Genomic DNA, 18,026 nt, shown 5'->3' with positions numbered 1-18,026 from the left:
AGCAAAAAAATGCATTTTTTCATTTTATTGCTCTTTTTTCTATACTAATTTTTATATTTTAGTATCATTAATTTATCAATAAAAAATAAGGAGAAAATATGAAAAAAGAAGTTTTTATAGCAGGTGGATGTTTTTGAGGAGTAGAAGCTTATTTTTCAAGAATTAAAGGTGTTATTCAATCTGAATCTTATTATATAAATGGAGACTTTGAAGGAGTAACTTATAAAGAAGTTTGTTCTGGTTCAAAGCATGCTGAAGCAGTTAGAGTTATTTATGATGATGAACAAATAGATGAAAAAACTATATGAGAATTATATTTAAATATTATTGATCCTTACTCTCTAAATAAGCAAGGAAATGACAAAGGAACACAATATAGAGTTGGAATTTATTCAAATGATCCAATTGTTTTACAAATATTTGAAGATTTAAATAAAGAATTTATTAATAAAGAAAATAAAGAAAATTACATTGAATTTGATAAAGTTTATGACAAAACAAAAGCTGAAGAATATCATCAAAAATATCTTGAAAAAAATCCTTTGGGTTATTGTCATATTAATCTTTATTCTATTCCAGAAAAATTACTAAAAGATGAATACAAAAATAAATAATTTTATTTATTAAATAATATTATTAAAAATCAAAAATACAGGAAATTCCTGTATTTTCATTTATTTTTTTTAATTTGAAGATTCATTTAAATCAAAAGTTTGTGTATATACTTTATTGGTTGAATCCCCTTCTATTTTATATTTAAAAGTTAGTATTTTAGTACTTGCATCATATACAGCATCATTTGTAATGGAAGGAAATTTATTAACATTGTCAAAGTTTCCTTTTAATTCTGAAACTCTTTTAATTTGTGATAGATTTAATCCTTCTTTTGCAACAAAAATTTTGTTATCTTCTCTTCTGTTTCCACCAAGGATTCCTATAAAATTGCTACTTGAATAATATTGAAGACCTTTGAAAGAAGGATTTGTTAAACTTGATAATTTATTTAAAAATCTAGATTTTCAATCGTCAAAAGCTGGAACTAAAGCATTTTCATACATATTTTGATCTATTGAGTTATTTTCTGAAGGTTCTTCAGAATCTGAATTTTTAGGATTTGTTGGTTCTGTTACTGCTGGTTCGCTTTGTCCTTGTTCTCCACTATTATCTGATGGGGTTTGTGGATTTTCGCCTTGCGTAGGTTCTGGAGAATTACCTTGACTTTGTAAATTTTGATCATTTTTTGAAGTTGCAGGTTCTTCTGAATTTTGAGTTGATGATTTTGAATCAGGATTTTCATTATTTGGATTTTTATTTGTAGTTACTGCAGTTGTAGTTTTTTCATCATCTATATTTGTTTTATTTTCTGGTTCTTTATTTTCATCAACAGGTTTATTAAATATAATAGTTTGTGAATATTCTTTATTAGTTTCATCATCTCTTACTTTATATTTGAAAATTAAAGTAGAAGTTGCTTCATCTCAAGAAGCATCACGATATCTTTTGATTTCTTTAGGATTGCTTGGAATTATAACTTGTCTAATTTTCTCTATATCCAAACCTTCTCTTGTAACAAAAATTTCATTATCAATTCATCCAAGACCAATTAATCCAAAGAATTTATTTGTTGCATAATATTGAATTCCTGTAAAACCATATTTCTTTAAATTTTTAAATCAATTGATTTGTGAATTTTCATTTTTAAATACTAAAGCATTACTGTAATCAATATTTACTTTTTGAGTTTGTTTAACAGGGTTTGCTTGTGTAGTTGGGGTGGTTGGAGAAGGTGTTGTAGTAACTGATATAACATTCTTTTCTTCTTTTTTTGATTCTTGTGCATTACAAGAAATAAAAGTTATTGAACTTAAGGTTGTTATTCCTAATGGTAATAATTTTTTAAATAAATTCTTTTTCATAATTCCTCTTTTCTTTATTTTTCTGTATATTTGTATTTTTTAGGGTAAAAAAACATAGAATTTTTGTTATTCTAAAATTCTATGTTTTAGAAGATTATTCTTCATCTGCTTTAATAGCACGTTTTTTAATAATTACATCTGCAATTTGTTTTGGTGTTACTTCATAGTGATCAAATTGCATTTGATATGTTCCACGACCTGAAGTCATAGATCTTAATTGAGTTGAGTAACCAAACATTTCTGATAATGGAACATCTGCTCTAATAATGTTTGCTCCATCACTTCTTGTTTCTTGCTCTTTAACTTGACCTCTTCTACGAGATAAGTCTCCCATAACATCTCCTGAATAATCTGCAGGAACAACAACAGAAACGTCCATAATTGGTTCTAATAAAACAGTACCAATAGCATCTTTTGCTTTTGTTAAAGCTTTAGAAGCTGCTATTTTATATGCCATTTCTGATGAATCGACATCATGGTATGAACCATCAAATAAAGTAGCTTTAATATCTATCATTGGATAACCTGCTAAAATACCAGCAGCCATTTTATCTTCAAGTCCTTTTTGAATTGATTTAATATATTCTTTAGGAATTTTTCCACCAACAATTTTATCTATAAATTCAAAACCACCATCTGGATTTGGTTCAAATTTAATTCAAACATGTCCATATTGTCCTTTTCCACCAGATTGTTTGATGTGTTTTCCTTCAACTTCTGCTGATTTTGTAATTGTTTCACGATAAGATACTTGTGGTGCACCAACTGTTGCTTCTACACCGAATTCTCTTTTTAAACGATCAACAATAATATCTAAGTGTAATTCACCCATTCCAGCAATAATAGTTTGCCCTGTTTCATCATCTGTTCAAGTTCTAAATGTAGGATCTTCATTTGCTAATTTTTGTAAACCAATTGATAATTTTTCAGTTGCAGCTTTTGAAGCTGGTTCTAATGCTTGAGAAATAACAGGTTCTGGAAATACCATTTTTTCTAAAACAAAATGCTTTGATTTTTCAGAAATTAAAGTATCACCTGTAACTGTATCTTTTAGACCTACAGCAGCACCGATATCTCCTGCTCTTACTTCATCGATTTCTTCTCTTGAATTAGCATGCATTTCTAAAATACGTCCAACTCTCTCTTTTTTATCTTTAGTTGAGTTATATACGTATGAACCTTTTTGTAAAACTCCTGAATAAACTCTAAAGAATGTTAAAGTTCCAACAAATGGGTCATTCATAATTTTGAATGCTAATGCTGAAAAATCATAATCATCTGAAGCTGGAACTTCTACAACTTCATCCCCTATATATCCTTTAATAGCAGGTACATCTAAAGGTGAAGGTAAATAATCAACAACTGCATCAATCATTTTCTTAACACCTTTATTTTTAAATGATGTTCCACAAACTACAGGGAAAAATTCTGAAGTTAATGTTGCTTTTCTAATTGCTTGTTTTAATCTATCAGCTGAAATTTCTTCACCTTCTAAAGCAAGCATCATTATTTCTTCATCAAAATCTGCTACTGCTTCTACTAATTCTGCTCTCATTTTTTTAGCTTTATCTAATAAATGAGCTGGAACTTCGATTTCTTTAGCAATTTCTTCTTTTTCTCCATCGTATTCAAATGCTTTCATTTCTACAAGGTCAATTAATCCTTTATAGTCATTTTCAGCACCAATATTTAATTGGATAGCAACCGCGTTACCTCCAAGTCTTTCTTTAACTGAACGGATTGAAGCTTCAAAATCAGCTCCTGCTTTATCCATTTTGTTAACATAAACAATTCTTGGAACTTTATAATTTGTTGCTTGTCTTCAAACTGTTTCTGTTTGTGGTTCTACTCCTGATTGAGCATCTAAAACCGCAACAGCACCATCTAATACTCTAAGTGAACGTTCAACTTCAACAGTGAAGTCAACGTGTCCTGGTGTATCGATAATGTTAATTCTTTTATCTTTTCAAAAAGCTGTTGTAGCAGCAGAGGTAATTGTAATCCCTCTTTCTTTTTCTTGTTCCATTCAGTCCATTTGTGAACCACCATCATGAGTTTCACCAATTTTGTGGATTTTTCCTGTATGGAATAAAATTCTTTCTGTTGTTGTGGTTTTACCTGCATCAATGTGAGCCATTATACCGATGTTACGATAATCTTTAAGGTCAAATTTTCTTGCCATAATTATCATCTAAAATGTGCAAATGCTTTATTTGCTTCTGCCATTTTATGTGTATCCTCTTTTTTCTTAATTGCTCCACCGGTGTTGTTTGATGCATCGATAATTTCGTTTGCAAGTCTTAAGTCCATTGTTTTTTCTGCTCTTAATCTTGAATAATTAATTAATCATCTTAATGATAAAGTTTGTTTTCTTCTTGCAGAAACTTCCATTGGAACTTGGTAGTTTGTTCCCCCAACTCTTCTTGATCTAATTTCTAATTGAGGTGTTATGTTATTGATAGCTTGTTGGAAAACTTCTAAAGGATCTTTTCCTGTTTTTTCCTTAACAATATCAAAAGCTGAATATAAAATAGTTTGCGCTGTTGATTTTTTTCCGTCTAACATAATTGCATTTACTAATTTTGTAACTAATTTAGAGTTAAAAATTGGATCAGCTAATACATCACGAATAGGCGCTTGTTTTCTTCTTGACATTTTTTCTCCTATATTTTTTATATTATAAAATTATTATTTTTTAGGTTTTTTTGCACCATATTTAGATCTAGCTTGATTTCTTTTATTAACACCAGCTGTATCTTGTGTTCCTCTAACGATATGGTATCTAACCCCTGGTAAATCTTTAACTTTTCCACCACGAATTAAAACTACAGAGTGTTCTTGTAAGTTGTGTCCTTCTCCTGGTATATAAGCTGTAACTTCCATTCCGTTTGATAATTTAACCCTTGCATATTTTCTTAATGCTGAGTTAGGTTTTTTAGGTGTCATTGTTGCAACCCTTGTACAAACTCCACGTTTAAAAGGTGAAGGTAATTTTGTTTCTTTTTTATGTAAAGAGTTGTAACCAACTATTAGTGCAGGAGCTTTTGTTTTTCTTACTTTATTAACACGTCCTTGACTAACTAATTGTGCTATTGTTGGCATTGTCTTTCCTTTCAATTTTTAAATTTTAATTTATATATTCACAAACTTAATTATTCATAAACATTATTATTAATAATAATTAAGTGTATAAATTATATAACAACTTAGCCGAGTGTATCGAAAAAAAATTATTTTTTTTATAGTACTGTTGTTATATTAAAAAAATAAGACAACGAGTGTCTTATTTAATAAATATTTCTTTTGCTTGTTTTAGTATTTTATCTAAATTATTTTGAGCTTCAGTTTTATTTTTTTCTAATGAAAAAATGTAAAGTTTTATTTTAGGTTCTGTTCCTGAAGGACGCAATGCTGCTCAAGAATTATTTTCAAAAAATATTTGAACCATATTTTCAACAATATTATTATAACCTTTTCGATAATCAATAATTTTTGAAACTTTCAAACTAAAATTTATTTTTAAAAATGATTCTAAATAAGAGTTTATTTTTGATGGTTCCATTGAATTCAATTCTATTGAAACTACCTTGCTAAAAATAAATCCATATTTTTTATAAATATTATTTAACTCTTCTAAAAAGGAAATATTTCTTTTTTTAGATAAAATATTTAATATTAAAATTAATGATTGAAATGCATCTTTATCGAAAGAAATATCACTATTGATTAAAGATCCATAACTTTCTTCAAATGCAAAAATATGCGATTTTTCTTTATATTTATTTATTTCAGGACCTACTCATTTAAAACCTGTAGGAATAATTTGACTTTTAATATTGTGCTTATTAGCAATAATAGAAGGAAGGTTGCTTGACACAAATGAATAAATTAATAGATCGTTTTCTTTATAGTAATTTTCTTCTACTAAAAAATTGAAAATTATAGTTGCTAGTTCGTTACCAGTAAAATAATAAAATTCATTATTTGATAATTGTTCTACAAAACCAATTCTATCAGCATCAGGATCAGTTAAAATCCCATATTTAATTTTGTTTTTTTTCATTAAATCAATTAAATTAATATAAGCACTTTTTTCTTCCGGATTTGGATACGAAACAAAATTAAAGTGTTTGCTATTTTTCATTTCAGATTCTACTTTTAAAAATTTAACTGAAGTTTGTTTTTCAATCAATTTAATAACTTGAGAACCGGTTCCATGAAGTGGCGAATAAGCTATTTTAAGGTTATTATCAAACAAATTATTAGAAAAAATTCTTGATATCTCTTGAACATAAACAGGTAAATATTTATCTATACAAATTACTTTTTTATTAAAATTTATTTTTTTTGTATTTAAATTATTGTTGATTTTATTATATTTTTTAAAAAATGGAATCAATTTTTTAACTTCATCAGGAAGGATTTGAGCTCCAAATTTATTATAAATTTTAATACCATTATATTCTTTAGGATTATGAGAAGCTGTAATGTTAATACCACCTATTGCTTGTTTTTGTTTTATTAAAAAACTAACAATTGGGGTTGCAATTGGTTGTTTAGAAGTATAAACTTTTATACCATAATTTTTACTTAAAATTTGTGTTGCTAATTTTAGAAAGATAAATGATTTATTTCTATTATCTCTTCCGATAACAACTCCTTGTTGTTTTGCATTAGCAAAATTTTTTAGTAAATATCTTGCATATCCATCAATAATTCTATAAACGTGTTTAGTGTTTAGTTCACTTTCTTTATTTCCTAATTTACCACGTATACCTGCTGTTCCAAACTCTAACATATTTTCCTTATTTTAATAATTTTTCTAATTTTTCTATTGAAGGTTCAATTGTTAAATATGAACCTGAAACCAAAACATCTGCTCCGCTTTTGAAAGCACCAAAAGCAGTTTTATCATTAATACCACCATCAACCTGAATAATTACATTTAAATTATTATTATCAATAAATTTTCTTGCTTCTTCTATTTTGTTTAAAGAATTTTCAATAAATGATTGTCCACCTTTACCTGGTTCTACAGACATAATTAATAATAAATCAAAATATTTAAGTAAATCTTTAATTTCACTAAAATCTGTATTAGGTTTAATTGAAATACCTAACTTGATTCTATTTTTATATTTTTTAACCAATTTTAGAATCTCTTCTTGATTGTCAAAAACTTCATAATGAACTGTTGCATAATCAACAACACCAATAACCTTATCAATTATTTTTTCTGGTTCATAAGCCATTATATGAATATCCATTGTATGATGTTTAGAATTATTTTTTATATTTTCTATTTCTTCAATTTCAATTGCTCTGTTTTCAACAAATTTAGCATCCATATAGTCATAATGGATTCAACTAATTCCCATATTAAATAGAATCTTAGCTACTTCTAATCTCTTTTCTTTTGTAATACTTAAAAGTGAAGGACTAATTAATTTCATTTTTTTCTCCTAAAAAATCTTTTAAAAAGTAAAGATAGTTTTCATATCTAGTTAATGGTATTTCTCCGTTTTTTACCATTAATTTAATTTTACAATATTTTTCTTCTTCCTTATAGTGAAAACAAGAGCGAAATTTACATAAATTTGCATTTAATTTAAATATTTTAAAGGCAGTTGCTATTTGATCTTTATTTAATTCTATTTCAAACGAAGAAAAACCAGGAGTATCTATTAACTTCCCTTGATTTCAATCTATCATTTGTACAACTCTAGTGGTGTGTTTACCTCTATTTAAGGATTTAGAAATGGATTGTGTTTCAAATTGATTTTCAGATAATAAATTTATTAAACTTGTTTTTCCTACACCAGTTTGCCCCATAAATACAGAAACTTTGTCCTTAAAAAGTCCAAAAAATTCTGTATTTACTTCCTTTTTATTATGATTATCAATGAAATGAATTTCATAATTTAAATTAATATAATCTTTTAAAACTTCTTTATAGTTAGAATCTAAATCAATTTTAGTAATGGCTAAAACTGGTTTAATGTTTTTGCTTTCAACAATCATTAAAAACTTATCTAAAAGCAGTGAACTAAAATTAGGTTCTTTTACAGACATTACAATAATCACTTGATCAATGTTTGCTATTTTAGGTCTTACAAAAACATTGTTTCTTTCTTTAACTTTTATCACAAAACCTAATTCGTCATATTCCACAAAATCACCAACAACAGGTGATAAATTGTCGTTTCTTAATTTACCACTTCCTCTTAATCTTATAATTTCTTTATTTTCAGTTTCCACATCATAAAAACCAGCAATTACCTTTATTACTCTTCCAATTTTTTTATTCAATACAAAATTCCTTTCTAATTTATTCTTTTATTTAGTTGACTTAATATTAAAAACTAAATAAAAGAATTAAAGTAATTATTAACAAAATTAAAATAATTACAATTACACTTATTATGACAACTGTTCCGGTTCTGGTTGCAAGCCATTCAAAAAGGTTTTTCCTTTGTTTTTGGTCAAAATTTATTATATTTTCACTTAGTCTTTCAGGTTTTAAACAAGTAGATAAATCATTATATAATTCGTTCATATTGTTATAGCGATCATATGGATTTTTAGCTAAACATCGATGAATAATGTTTATTAATCCGTGACTTGTAGTTGGTTTTAAATTCTGAATCTTTGGCAAAGATTGTTCTTTGTGTTTAGCAAGAATTTTAAGATGTGAATCTCCTGAAAAAGGAACACAACCTATTAACATTTGATAAATGACTATACCAATAGAGTAAATATCAATTTTTACAGAACCTTTTTCTTTATAATCAGCTATTTCTCCTGGCATATAATGAACAGAACCTATGACTTTATTTTCTTGTGTCAACCTTTGTGATTCATTATCTATTGCAATACCTAAATCAATTATTTTAATTTGATTTAGGTTTGTTACCATAATATTAGTGTCTTTAATATCTCTATGGAAAATACCGGCTTTGTGAATTGCTTTAATTCCTAAAGTTATTTGTTTTGCGTAATTAACAACATCTTCTTTAGAAAGCGTTCCAGATCTTTCAATAACGTTTTTTAAAATGGTTCCATCAACAAGTTCCATTGCAATTCAAAATTCCTTATTTTCTAAATCAAAACAAGAATCAATTAATCTTGCTACATAAGGTGAATCAATTTTTTTAGTTATTCTTATTTCTTCTTTAAAACGTTCAATACTTAAATCACTCATTGATTCATAATTCATAAGTTTGATTGCACACTTAAAATTATCTTTTTTTCTAACAGCTAAATAAATAACAGACATTCCACCTTTTCCTAAGGTGTTACTAATATAATAGTTTTGAAGTAGTTTTTTGTTATATGTTGGTATATTCATTATTTAATTTCCACTATTGCTACTGTTAAATTATCATTAGAATCATTAGCTAATGCTGTTTCTATAATTTTATTTGCTTTGTATTCAAGATCTTTTTCTTTCAAAAACATAATGTTTTCTAATGTTGGTTTATCAATAAAGTCATGCACTCCATCTGTAGTTTGAATTAAATAACTTTTTTCTTTTCTTTTACTTAAAGAAAGAAAACCGATTTCAGGTGTATAGCGTTTTTTAGGACCAAGTGAAGAAGTAAGAAAAGATGCTCCAGGTAATTGTGAAGCAACTTCGAAAGAAACCTTTTCTTTTTCTATATAATAGTTCATTAAATTTTGATCACTTGAAAGTTGTTGTAAAATATCGCTATATAGATAAATTCTAGAATCACCTATATTTACAAAGGAAAGTAATTTATTTTTTTTAACAAATATGGTTGCAACCATTGTTGTACCCATGTCTAAAAGTTGTTCGTTTTCTTCTGCTGCTTTGTTCATGTTGATTATACTATCATTAATCCCTTTAGAAAATCAGTTAGTAATTGATTTTTTATCTTCTTTTATTTCTAAAGTAGAAAATAATGTTTTAAATGTGTCAACTGTTATTTGTGAAGCAATTTCTCCTGCATTATGTCCACCCATTCCATCACAAACAATTGAAAAAATTACTTTTTCATTTTCTAATATTAAAACAGAGTCTTCATTTTGAACCCTTTTGCCTTTATTTGTTTTAAAAATATAATTATCCATTAATTTCCTTTATAAAAGTTTTATTTGTTTAATTCAGAAATAATAATTTCTTTAATTTTAGAAGCAGCATTTAAAGGAATATCATTTACTACTTTGTGTAAAAATTTATCTTTTTCTTCTAATTCTAAAACTGCTTTATCAATTCTTATTTGAATTTGCTCTTCACTTTCTGTTCCTCTATTTTTTATTCTTGTATACAAATCATTCATAGAAGGTGGTAACAAGAAAATTGAAATAACAGAATCTTCTTCATTTCTTTCTTTGTAATATTTTTTAATATTTAATGCACCAATTGTTTCTATTTCAAGCAAAGGCAAAAAACCTTCTTGATTAATTTTTTCAATTTCTGAGTAAAGAGTTCCATAATAATTATTAAAATGTTTATTTCATTCAATAAATTCATTTTTCTTTATTTTATCTTCGAATTCTTCATTAGAAATAAAATGGTAATGTACCCCATTTATTTCCCCTTCTCTTGGTTTTCTTGTTGTAGCTGAACAAGATAACTTTAATTTTAATTCATTATTCTCAAATAAAATTTTTTCAATGGTACCTTTTCCAACCCCAGAAGGACCAGCTAAAATTACTAACTTATTTTTTTTCATATATTTCCTTTATTATTTCTTACCTAAAAAATAAATATAAGTTTTACCGTATTTTTTTTCTTTTAAAATTTCAAAATATTCACTAATTTCTATATTATCACTATTTGTTTCAACAATGACCTGACCATTATCTAAAAGAATATCATTGTTTGCTATTTCTTTTAAAGTTTCATTTAATAATGTTTTTTCTTCATAAGGTGGATCTAAAAAAATAAAATTAAATTTATTATCCTTTTTCATATTTATCAATTGAAGAGCAGAAAGATTATAACAATGCATATTTTGAATTTTTAGTTTCTTTTGTTCATTAACAATATGATTAAAAATTTTTCTATTTTTTTCAGATAAAAAAACTTCTTTTGCACCACGTGAAATAAATTCAAAAGAAACCGCTCCCGAACCACCAAATAAATCTAAAACTAATGATTCTTCTATTTCAAATTGAATAGAAGAAAAAATGGCTTCTCTTGTTTTATCCGTTGTTGGTCTTACTATTTCTAAGTCTGGTTGTTCTATTTTTCTGCCACGTAAATTTCCTGCTATTATTCTTAACATATATTTATTAATTATATAATATTTTCCTTAATAAATTGCTTAATCTCTTTATATATAGAGAAATTTGCTTTATAATTAGCAAATTTTATATAAACTTCTAATGAATGAGATAAATAATAAAATGTCTTTAATTCTTCAATTGTTCTTTGAAAACTTGTTTTGAAGTGGTATTTACAACTAAAACCACCTTCAAAAAATTGAAAATCTCTTAATTCTTTATTACTTTTACAAGTAACACATTTATCAAAAGATTGTTTATAACCAAAGTATTCTAATAAATGACAAAGAAGATATGTTTTAATAAAGAAAACATTTTCTTTATTTGCTATTTTTATACTCTGTTTTATAAGTTCATATAAATAAGAGTTAGAATATTCTAATTTATCTAAATAAAAAAGGATTTCTTGTAATTCTGTATATGAAAAAGAATTATTTTGTAAATCAAAAAAACTAATAAGTGTTGCTTTTTTAAGTTTAGACATTCTATTATTGAGTCTGGCTAAAAAGATTTCAAATTCTGCTTCATTTAAAAGTAACAAAGAACTTCTGTTTTTACTATGTACTTTTCTTACTCCGCGAGCAAGAAAAGAAATAATTCTCTTGTTGGTAATAATTTTAACAATTGCATCATAATCATCGTATTCTTGATAATTAATAACAATTCCTTTAGTCGTTGTTGAAGACATTTTTTTCTCACACTTTTCTTTTTATTAATGGATCATCTATGTGTCTTGCTCAGTCTACTTTTAAATACACTATTTCAAATACAAGGAATTTGATTAAATCAACTAAAAAGAAAATTCAATATGTTTGACTTAAACTTAATCCAAGAGATTGTGGTTTAATTACAAAAGTTATAATCACTAGTCATAATAAAGCAATAATTTCTAAACTGAATTCAAGTAATGATGCTAAGTTTGTTCTTCCACCAGAAGCTATTAATCGACTTGAAGTAGAAAATCAAATTCAAATTGGATTGAATACTACTATTACAAAAAGAGTTGCTTGCAATTGTGATAAGTATAATTTTTTAGCTTCTAAAATTGTATCTGAATTTTTTCCTATTTCAGCAGCAAAATAATCAATATACGGGATAAATACAGTAAAAAGTAAAAGTAATAATGATAATGCAAGTGCAATTGTTGAATGAAAACCTTTAAGTTCATTTGCATTTTTCTTAGCAATTTCAAATTCTTTATTTCCAAGGTGTTTTCCTACAAAAACAGAAATGTTAGAACTAAGAGCTCCAAAAACAGCTAAAAATATTTCACTTATCGCTCCTGTTAATCCAAGAATAGCAGCAGCTCCAATTGCTCATTCTTCTTTCCCGATTGTTCCTTGAGGGAAAATTCTATTAAAAAGAGCACTTCTTAGTATTATTAATACAGAATTTCCTGTAATTAAAAAGGCACTGTGTAATCTAAAAACAACTTTTTTTCATGTATCTCTTGACACTTTAAAAAGTGATAAAGGATTAATTAATGTTTTTCTTATTTTTAAAAATACAAAAAAAGTATCACCAAATATTCCAAAAATTCTTGCAGCTATGGAAGCATATGCTGCCCCTTTAACTCCTAATTTAAAAACATATATTAAAAGAATATTTAAAAAAATGTTAATTAGTAAAGATCCAATTGAAGAAATTAAAGCTTCTTTTCCATGCCCTGTTTCTGCAAGAAGAGAACTCATTGGAGAAGTTCAACCAAAAATAACTCATGTTATTACTATTAATCTTAAATAATCTACTGACTGCTGCAATGTTGCTTGATCTTGATTACTTTGATAAAAAACAGAAATCATTTTTTCAGATAAAGTGAGAGCAAAAATTGCAAATATAGTCATACAACTAAAAGTCAATAAGACTCTTACTCTCATTACTTCTTTTATTTTTTTATAATTTTTGCTTCCTCAATACTGTCCAACAAGCACAGAACAAATTATAGAAATTCCACCAATAACACCACCTATAATTCCTGTTCAAGAGTTGGCATAAGATAAAGAATCAACACCATGAGGTATTTTTGTTACCATAAAATTATCAATAAATCCGTTTAGCGAAAAAAGTATTCCTGAAAGAATAATTGGTAAAGAAAATTTTAAGTATAATTTTCATTTACTTCAACTAGCTGGAAAGTGTTCTTTTAAAAAAACAAAAAAATTAAATTTCTTCTTTATCATAATTATTTAAATTTTAGCAAAATAATAAAAAAACATTAATAATTAAGTTGAAAATAACCCTATTTTCTTTGTAATTTATTTTAAAACTTTACAAAAGTTTATATATGAATTTATTCATAGAAAAAATAAGATTATATATCAAAACTATTCAAATTTTATGAATTTTTGTCAAATCCTTGTTTTTTTTTTTTTTTTGTAGAATTAAGTTATAAGAAATGATACAAATTGTGCTTTGCAATTATAAAATGAAAAATTCTAATAATATATTTCAATAATTTTTCAATAATTCATTTTTTAAAATTTCAATTAATCAAAAATAAAAATAAGGAAAACTATGAAAAAGAAACTTTTATTATTAACTACCTCCCTTTCTGTTTTAACAACTTCTGCATTAGTAGTTTCATGTCAAACTTCTTTAGATAAAAAGAAAGAAGAATTAATTAATTTAGGTGTAAAAATAGCAATTAAACAAAATCAATCAAATTATGATAAAAAATCAGAAACTGAAAAGAAAGAATATGAAAAACAACAAAAAGACAAAGTTAAAGCTGGATTAGATTCTCTTTTAACAGAGGGTAAATCTATTGAATGAGAAAAAATATTAGACGATGAAATCGTTAAAGCAAGAAAACATTTAGTAGACTTAATATTATCATCAAATTAAAACAAGAATTAGTAAAATAATTATTTCATTAGCACTGCAAAAATGCAGTGTTTTTTATTCAATAAAACTTTTCATTAACTAATTTTAAATGAATTTCCAAATCTTAAATGTTAATTCATTTGTATAAAAAATATATAGGAAAATTGTTCAAATTTTATGAATTTTTGCCAAATACTTGCTTTTTTTTTTTTTTGTAAAATTTAATTTAAAAAATGATGCAAATTGATATTTGAGATTATAAAATAAGAAATTCTTATAATATATTTTCAATATTTTTCAATGAATCATTTTTTAAAATTTCAATTAATCAAAAATAAAATAAGGAAAAAATATGCAAATAAATATTAAAGAAAAACTAAGAAGTTTAAAAAACTTTTCAATTACCAATCTAATATTAACCTTTTCAGGTCTAATTCTCTTTATAATAACTTTAGCATTTGCAGCAGGAGCTGCAGCAACTCAAAGTGCGGAAGGAGCACTTGCTGCTGGTGTGGGACTTGTTGGTTCTATATTAATTGTTGGAATATTGAATTTCTTTTCAAACATTGTAATATTAGTATTATCAATTGTTGGATTTGTTGCTGCATTAAAAATTAAAGATGCAACAAATGGTTCTAACAAAAAATACTTTGCTGTTTGATTATCAGTAATGATAATAATTATAATAAATTCAATATTCTCATTTATTCCATTTGTTGGTTCAATTTTAGGAATGATTTTCTCTATTTGACCAATAGTAGCTTATATCTTAACAATCGTATGAGCTAACAAAGATGCAAAAGCATTAAACTAAAAATAACATTCAAAGAAAGGAAAAATATGAAAAAGAAACTTTTATTATTAGCTACCCCTATTTCTGTTTTAACAACTGCTGCATTAGCAGTTTCATGTCAATCTTCACTAGATAAAAAGAAAGAAGAATACATTGATTTAAATGTAAAACTAACAATTAAGCAAAATAAATCAGAATATGATAAAAAATCAGAAGCAGAAAAAAAAGAATATGAAAAACAACAAAGAGATGTGGCAAGATTAGCACTAAACTTATTTTTACCAAATGATAAGTCTAGTGAATGAGAAAAATTATTAGACGGTGAAATTGCTAGATTAAAACAAGAATTAGCAAAATAATTATTTTACCAACACTGCAAAAATGCAGTGTTTTTTTATTCCTAAAACTTTTTATTATAATAAAAATCAATATTTAACTTTAAATTAAAAGTAAAATAAAAAATTAAGTTTTCATATGTAATAAAACAAAATTATATATGTAAAATTCTTTGAATTTAACTACTTTTTGCCAAATCCTTGCTTTTTTTTTTTTTTGTAAAATTAGTTTTAAGAAAGGAGAAAATGGATAATAAAAATCTAAAAGACTTTATCAATAAGAAAAATTTTAATGATAATCTTCCTGTTTTATTTATTGGTTCTGGTTTTAGTAAAAGATATTTAGTTAAATCTTATACATGGAGAGAATTATTAGAAACTATTTATAAAGAATTATTAGAATCTACTTCAAAATTATCCCAAGAAGAAAAAGAAAATCTTTTTCTCGAATTAGTTTATAAATATAAAAATGATTATAGTTTAATTGCTGAAGAAATGGAAAAAGAATTTAATTCTTTAGTTAAAATGGATCGGATCGGTAAATGAAAAGAAATAAATGAAGATTTTTATAAAAACTATCTAAAAGAAGAAAAGTGAATTAGCAGGTTTAAACTATTTATTAAAAATAAATTAGAAAAAATTGAAATAAACGAAGATTCTTATAAAGAAGAAATAAACTTGTTTCAAAAAGCTTCACAATATTTTTATTGCATTATAACAACCAATTATGATAAATTATTAGAAACTATATTGAATGATAAAACAATAAATACAGAAGATAATATAAAATTCAAACCACTTATAGGGGATAAAATCGCTTTTGAAAAAGATGTAGGGACTATTCATAAAATTCATGGTTGCGTTACTTCACCGGAAGATATTATAATTACAAAAAGTGATTATATGAGATTTGAAAATGAATATAAATTAATAAAATCTAGGATACTTTCTTTGTTTATAAAGCAACCAGTTATTTTTTTAGGATATGCCATAAATGATTCTAATATAAAAAATATGTTAAAAATTATTTATGAATATGTAAAAAGTAATATAAAAGATAAAGAAAAAATATTAAAAAATATAGAAAATAATTTTTTATTTGTTGAATACTCTAAAGAAAAAAGAAAAACCAGTGAATTTGAAACTATCGAAAAATATAATATAAAATTTGAAAATAACGAAGAAATAACAATATCCAAAATTAAAACAGATAAATACAAAAAAATATTTAATTCAATTATACAAGCTGGTTTTTCTAGAAAAACAGCAGAAATTTCTCGTGTATATGATTCAATTACAAATTCAAATAGTAATAATGAAGGATTCATAAAAGTTATATATGGAACATCATTAGATCTTATTAAAAATTACTTTGAAATAATTGAACAAAAACAAAAAATTGATTACTTAGAGTACATAGATCAAATATGAAAAAGTAAAAATGAAATTATTTCTTCATTTGGTTTTTATTATCTTAATATTAATAGAAAAAAAATAGAACCTTTTTTAAAAAAACAATATGATAAATTAAATAATTTTATAAATAACAAAACTAATAGAAAAAGCATAGAAAAAGCAGAAAAAAGAATTGAAGAAATAATAAAGAAAAATTCAGAGTTTTCTATTTCTTTTGTGAATAAAAATTATAAATCATTAAGCAAAAGTGAAATGTTTTTCATTATTTTTGTTTCTATCTTTAATGATAAACTAGAACTACAAAAAGTAAATAAATGATTGAAAAAAGGTCTAAAAAATTTTGTTGAACAAAAAATAAAAAATGAAAAAATTATGATTAAAAATTTAGAATTTAGTGTAACTAATTTTAAATATTTATTATCAATTTATGATTTTAAAAAATATGCTAGTGACGATTGAAAAGATCGTTTAAAAATATTAAAAAATAAAAAGAAAGTTGGATAAATTCAAATGAAAAAGATAAAAAATATAACAATTTTCTTCTACATTAAGCGTTCCTTTCTTTACAGTTTTATCTTGTTCTGTTGAAAGTAAAGATTCGAAAATTCATTATGTAATTAAAAAATATGTAGACAAATTAATTTATAAAAAAAATAAAATTTAATAAAATTTTTCAATACTTTTTAATGGAAAGGAGGTGAGATATAAAAAAAAGTAAAATTTTATTTTCTTTTTGTGTATTAAGTCCAATTGCTTTAATGACTACCATTTCTTGCAGTGAAACAACACAAAAAGCAGTTTACCAACAAAAGAAAAAATCTATTCCAGAAAAAATAGAAGAATATAAAGATTTAGCAAAAAGATTTCACGAAGAATTATTAAAACAGAAAATTGAAACTATTGAATTATTTTCAAAAAATTTTACCCCTACTTTTGGTAGTGAAGAACTAGAAAAAAGTCGGATTAAAAATTTAACTAAAGATATTGAAAAAGCGAAAAAAGAAAATGCTGAAGAATTGCAAAAAAGTTTAGATAGAGTTAAAGACTTTCCTAATAATGAAATTCCTAATGAAGAATCTCTTGATAGACAAATTAATTTGTTAAAAACATTAATTTTCGGCCCTTCTTCTTAATGAAAGAAAAACTAAGAAGTTTAAAAAACTTTTCAATTACCAATCTAATATTAACCTTTTCAGGTTTAATTCTCTTTATAATAACTTTAGCATTTGCAGCAGGAGTTGCAGCAACTCAAAGTGCGGAAGGAGCACTTGCTGCTTGTGTGGGACTTGTTGGTTCTTTATCAATTGTTGGATTTGTTGGTTCAATTTTAGGAATGATTTTCTCTATTTGACAAATAGTAGCTTATATTTTAACAATTGTATGATCTAAAAAAGATGCAAAGGCATTAAACTAAAAATAATATATAAAGAAAGGAAAAATAAACAGGGACATAAATTTGGGACACCAAATTTATGTTTTTATTTAAGGAGAAAA

At 25.0% G+C, this 18,026-nt stretch carries 20 protein-coding genes; 7 read left to right on the top strand and 13 right to left on the bottom strand.

What is annotated here, in order from left to right; all coding sequences use genetic code 4:
• Positions 1–98 precede the first annotated feature (98 nt).
• Positions 99–614, top strand: coding sequence for a peptide-methionine (S)-S-oxide reductase MsrA (gene msrA, locus ACXX85_RS01530; protein ID WP_458557438.1), 516 nt, complete (start codon positions 99–101; stop codon positions 612–614).
• A gap of 69 nt (positions 615–683) precedes the next feature.
• On the opposite strand, the gene ACXX85_RS01525 is transcribed toward msrA, so the two are convergent.
• The 13 genes from ACXX85_RS01525 to ACXX85_RS01465 all read right to left on the bottom strand — a co-directional run bounded on the left by ACXX85_RS01525 (position 684) and on the right by ACXX85_RS01465 (position 13,345).
• Positions 684–1,916, bottom strand: a complete 1,233-nt coding sequence (locus tag ACXX85_RS01525) for a hypothetical protein (RefSeq protein ID WP_458560445.1) — start codon at positions 1,914–1,916, stop codon at positions 684–686.
• Positions 1,917–2,010: 94 nt separating this feature from the next.
• Positions 2,011–4,098, bottom strand: a complete 2,088-nt coding sequence (fusA, locus tag ACXX85_RS01520) for an elongation factor G (RefSeq protein ID WP_458557436.1) — start codon at positions 4,096–4,098, stop codon at positions 2,011–2,013.
• A gap of 2 nt (positions 4,099–4,100) precedes the next feature.
• Positions 4,101–4,571, bottom strand: a complete 471-nt coding sequence (gene rpsG / locus ACXX85_RS01515; RefSeq protein ID WP_027123189.1) for a 30S ribosomal protein S7 — start codon at positions 4,569–4,571, stop codon at positions 4,101–4,103.
• Positions 4,572–4,604: 33 nt separating this feature from the next.
• Complete coding sequence (gene rpsL / locus ACXX85_RS01510) at positions 4,605–5,018, bottom strand: 30S ribosomal protein S12 (protein WP_436358576.1); 414 nt, start codon at positions 5,016–5,018, stop codon at positions 4,605–4,607.
• 181 nt (positions 5,019–5,199) lie between these two features.
• On the bottom strand, positions 5,200–6,714 hold the full coding sequence (locus ACXX85_RS01505) for a phospho-sugar mutase (protein ID WP_458557435.1): 1,515 nt from the start codon (positions 6,712–6,714) through the stop codon (positions 5,200–5,202).
• A 7-nt stretch (positions 6,715–6,721) separates the two neighbouring features.
• Entirely contained in the window at positions 6,722–7,369 is a 648-nt protein-coding gene (locus tag ACXX85_RS01500) for a ribulose-phosphate 3-epimerase (RefSeq protein ID WP_458560444.1), read from the bottom strand.
• On the bottom strand, positions 7,356–8,225 hold the full coding sequence (gene rsgA, locus ACXX85_RS01495) for a ribosome small subunit-dependent GTPase A (RefSeq protein WP_458557433.1): 870 nt from the start codon (positions 8,223–8,225) through the stop codon (positions 7,356–7,358). Before rsgA ends, ACXX85_RS01500 begins: the two co-directional genes overlap by 14 nt.
• A 46-nt stretch (positions 8,226–8,271) precedes the next feature.
• Complete coding sequence (locus tag ACXX85_RS01490; protein ID WP_458560443.1) at positions 8,272–9,264, bottom strand: serine/threonine-protein kinase; 993 nt, start codon at positions 9,262–9,264, stop codon at positions 8,272–8,274.
• A complete protein-coding gene (locus ACXX85_RS01485) occupies positions 9,264–10,007 on the bottom strand; it encodes a PP2C family protein-serine/threonine phosphatase (RefSeq protein ID WP_436358581.1) in 744 nt (247 codons plus the stop codon). Before ACXX85_RS01485 ends, ACXX85_RS01490 begins: the two co-directional genes overlap by 1 nt.
• A 20-nt stretch (positions 10,008–10,027) precedes the next feature.
• On the bottom strand, positions 10,028–10,612 hold the full coding sequence (gmk, locus tag ACXX85_RS01480; RefSeq protein ID WP_458560442.1) for a guanylate kinase: 585 nt from the start codon (positions 10,610–10,612) through the stop codon (positions 10,028–10,030).
• Between the two features lie 12 nt (positions 10,613–10,624).
• Positions 10,625–11,167, bottom strand: a complete 543-nt coding sequence (gene rsmD / locus ACXX85_RS01475; protein ID WP_436358583.1) for a 16S rRNA (guanine(966)-N(2))-methyltransferase RsmD — start codon at positions 11,165–11,167, stop codon at positions 10,625–10,627.
• Positions 11,168–11,178: 11 nt separating this feature from the next.
• On the bottom strand, positions 11,179–11,853 hold the full coding sequence (recO, locus tag ACXX85_RS01470) for a DNA repair protein RecO (RefSeq protein ID WP_458560441.1): 675 nt from the start codon (positions 11,851–11,853) through the stop codon (positions 11,179–11,181).
• The gene (locus ACXX85_RS01465) at positions 11,834–13,345 is read right to left on the bottom strand and encodes an MATE family efflux transporter (RefSeq protein ID WP_458560440.1); all 1,512 of its coding nucleotides are present in this window, start codon (positions 13,343–13,345) and stop codon (positions 11,834–11,836) included. The genes recO and ACXX85_RS01465 overlap by 20 nt, the downstream gene beginning before the upstream one ends.
• A 334-nt stretch (positions 13,346–13,679) precedes the next feature.
• Between ACXX85_RS01465 and ACXX85_RS01460 the strand changes: the two genes are divergently transcribed.
• The 6 genes from ACXX85_RS01460 to ACXX85_RS01435 all read left to right on the top strand — a co-directional run bounded on the left by ACXX85_RS01460 (position 13,680) and on the right by ACXX85_RS01435 (position 17,946).
• On the top strand, positions 13,680–14,009 hold the full coding sequence (locus tag ACXX85_RS01460) for a hypothetical protein (RefSeq protein ID WP_458557430.1): 330 nt from the start codon (positions 13,680–13,682) through the stop codon (positions 14,007–14,009).
• A gap of 331 nt (positions 14,010–14,340) precedes the next feature.
• Complete coding sequence (locus ACXX85_RS01455; RefSeq protein ID WP_458557429.1) at positions 14,341–14,802, top strand: hypothetical protein; 462 nt, start codon at positions 14,341–14,343, stop codon at positions 14,800–14,802.
• Positions 14,803–14,828: 26 nt separating this feature from the next.
• Positions 14,829–15,140, top strand: coding sequence for a hypothetical protein (locus ACXX85_RS01450; protein WP_458560439.1), 312 nt, complete (start codon positions 14,829–14,831; stop codon positions 15,138–15,140).
• A gap of 222 nt (positions 15,141–15,362) precedes the next feature.
• On the top strand, positions 15,363–17,036 hold the full coding sequence (locus ACXX85_RS01445) for an SIR2 family protein (protein ID WP_458560438.1): 1,674 nt from the start codon (positions 15,363–15,365) through the stop codon (positions 17,034–17,036).
• A gap of 182 nt (positions 17,037–17,218) precedes the next feature.
• A complete protein-coding gene (locus tag ACXX85_RS01440) occupies positions 17,219–17,665 on the top strand; it encodes a hypothetical protein (protein WP_458560437.1) in 447 nt (148 codons plus the stop codon).
• On the top strand, positions 17,665–17,946 hold the full coding sequence (locus tag ACXX85_RS01435; RefSeq protein ID WP_458560436.1) for a hypothetical protein: 282 nt from the start codon (positions 17,665–17,667) through the stop codon (positions 17,944–17,946). Before ACXX85_RS01440 ends, ACXX85_RS01435 begins: the two co-directional genes overlap by 1 nt.
• The last annotated feature ends 80 nt before the right edge of the window (positions 17,947–18,026 follow it).

Source organism: Mycoplasma sp. Z386, from assembly GCF_054343375.1.
Note: the sequence above shows the minus strand (reverse complement) of the source record. Positions and strands in the feature narration are given on the sequence as shown.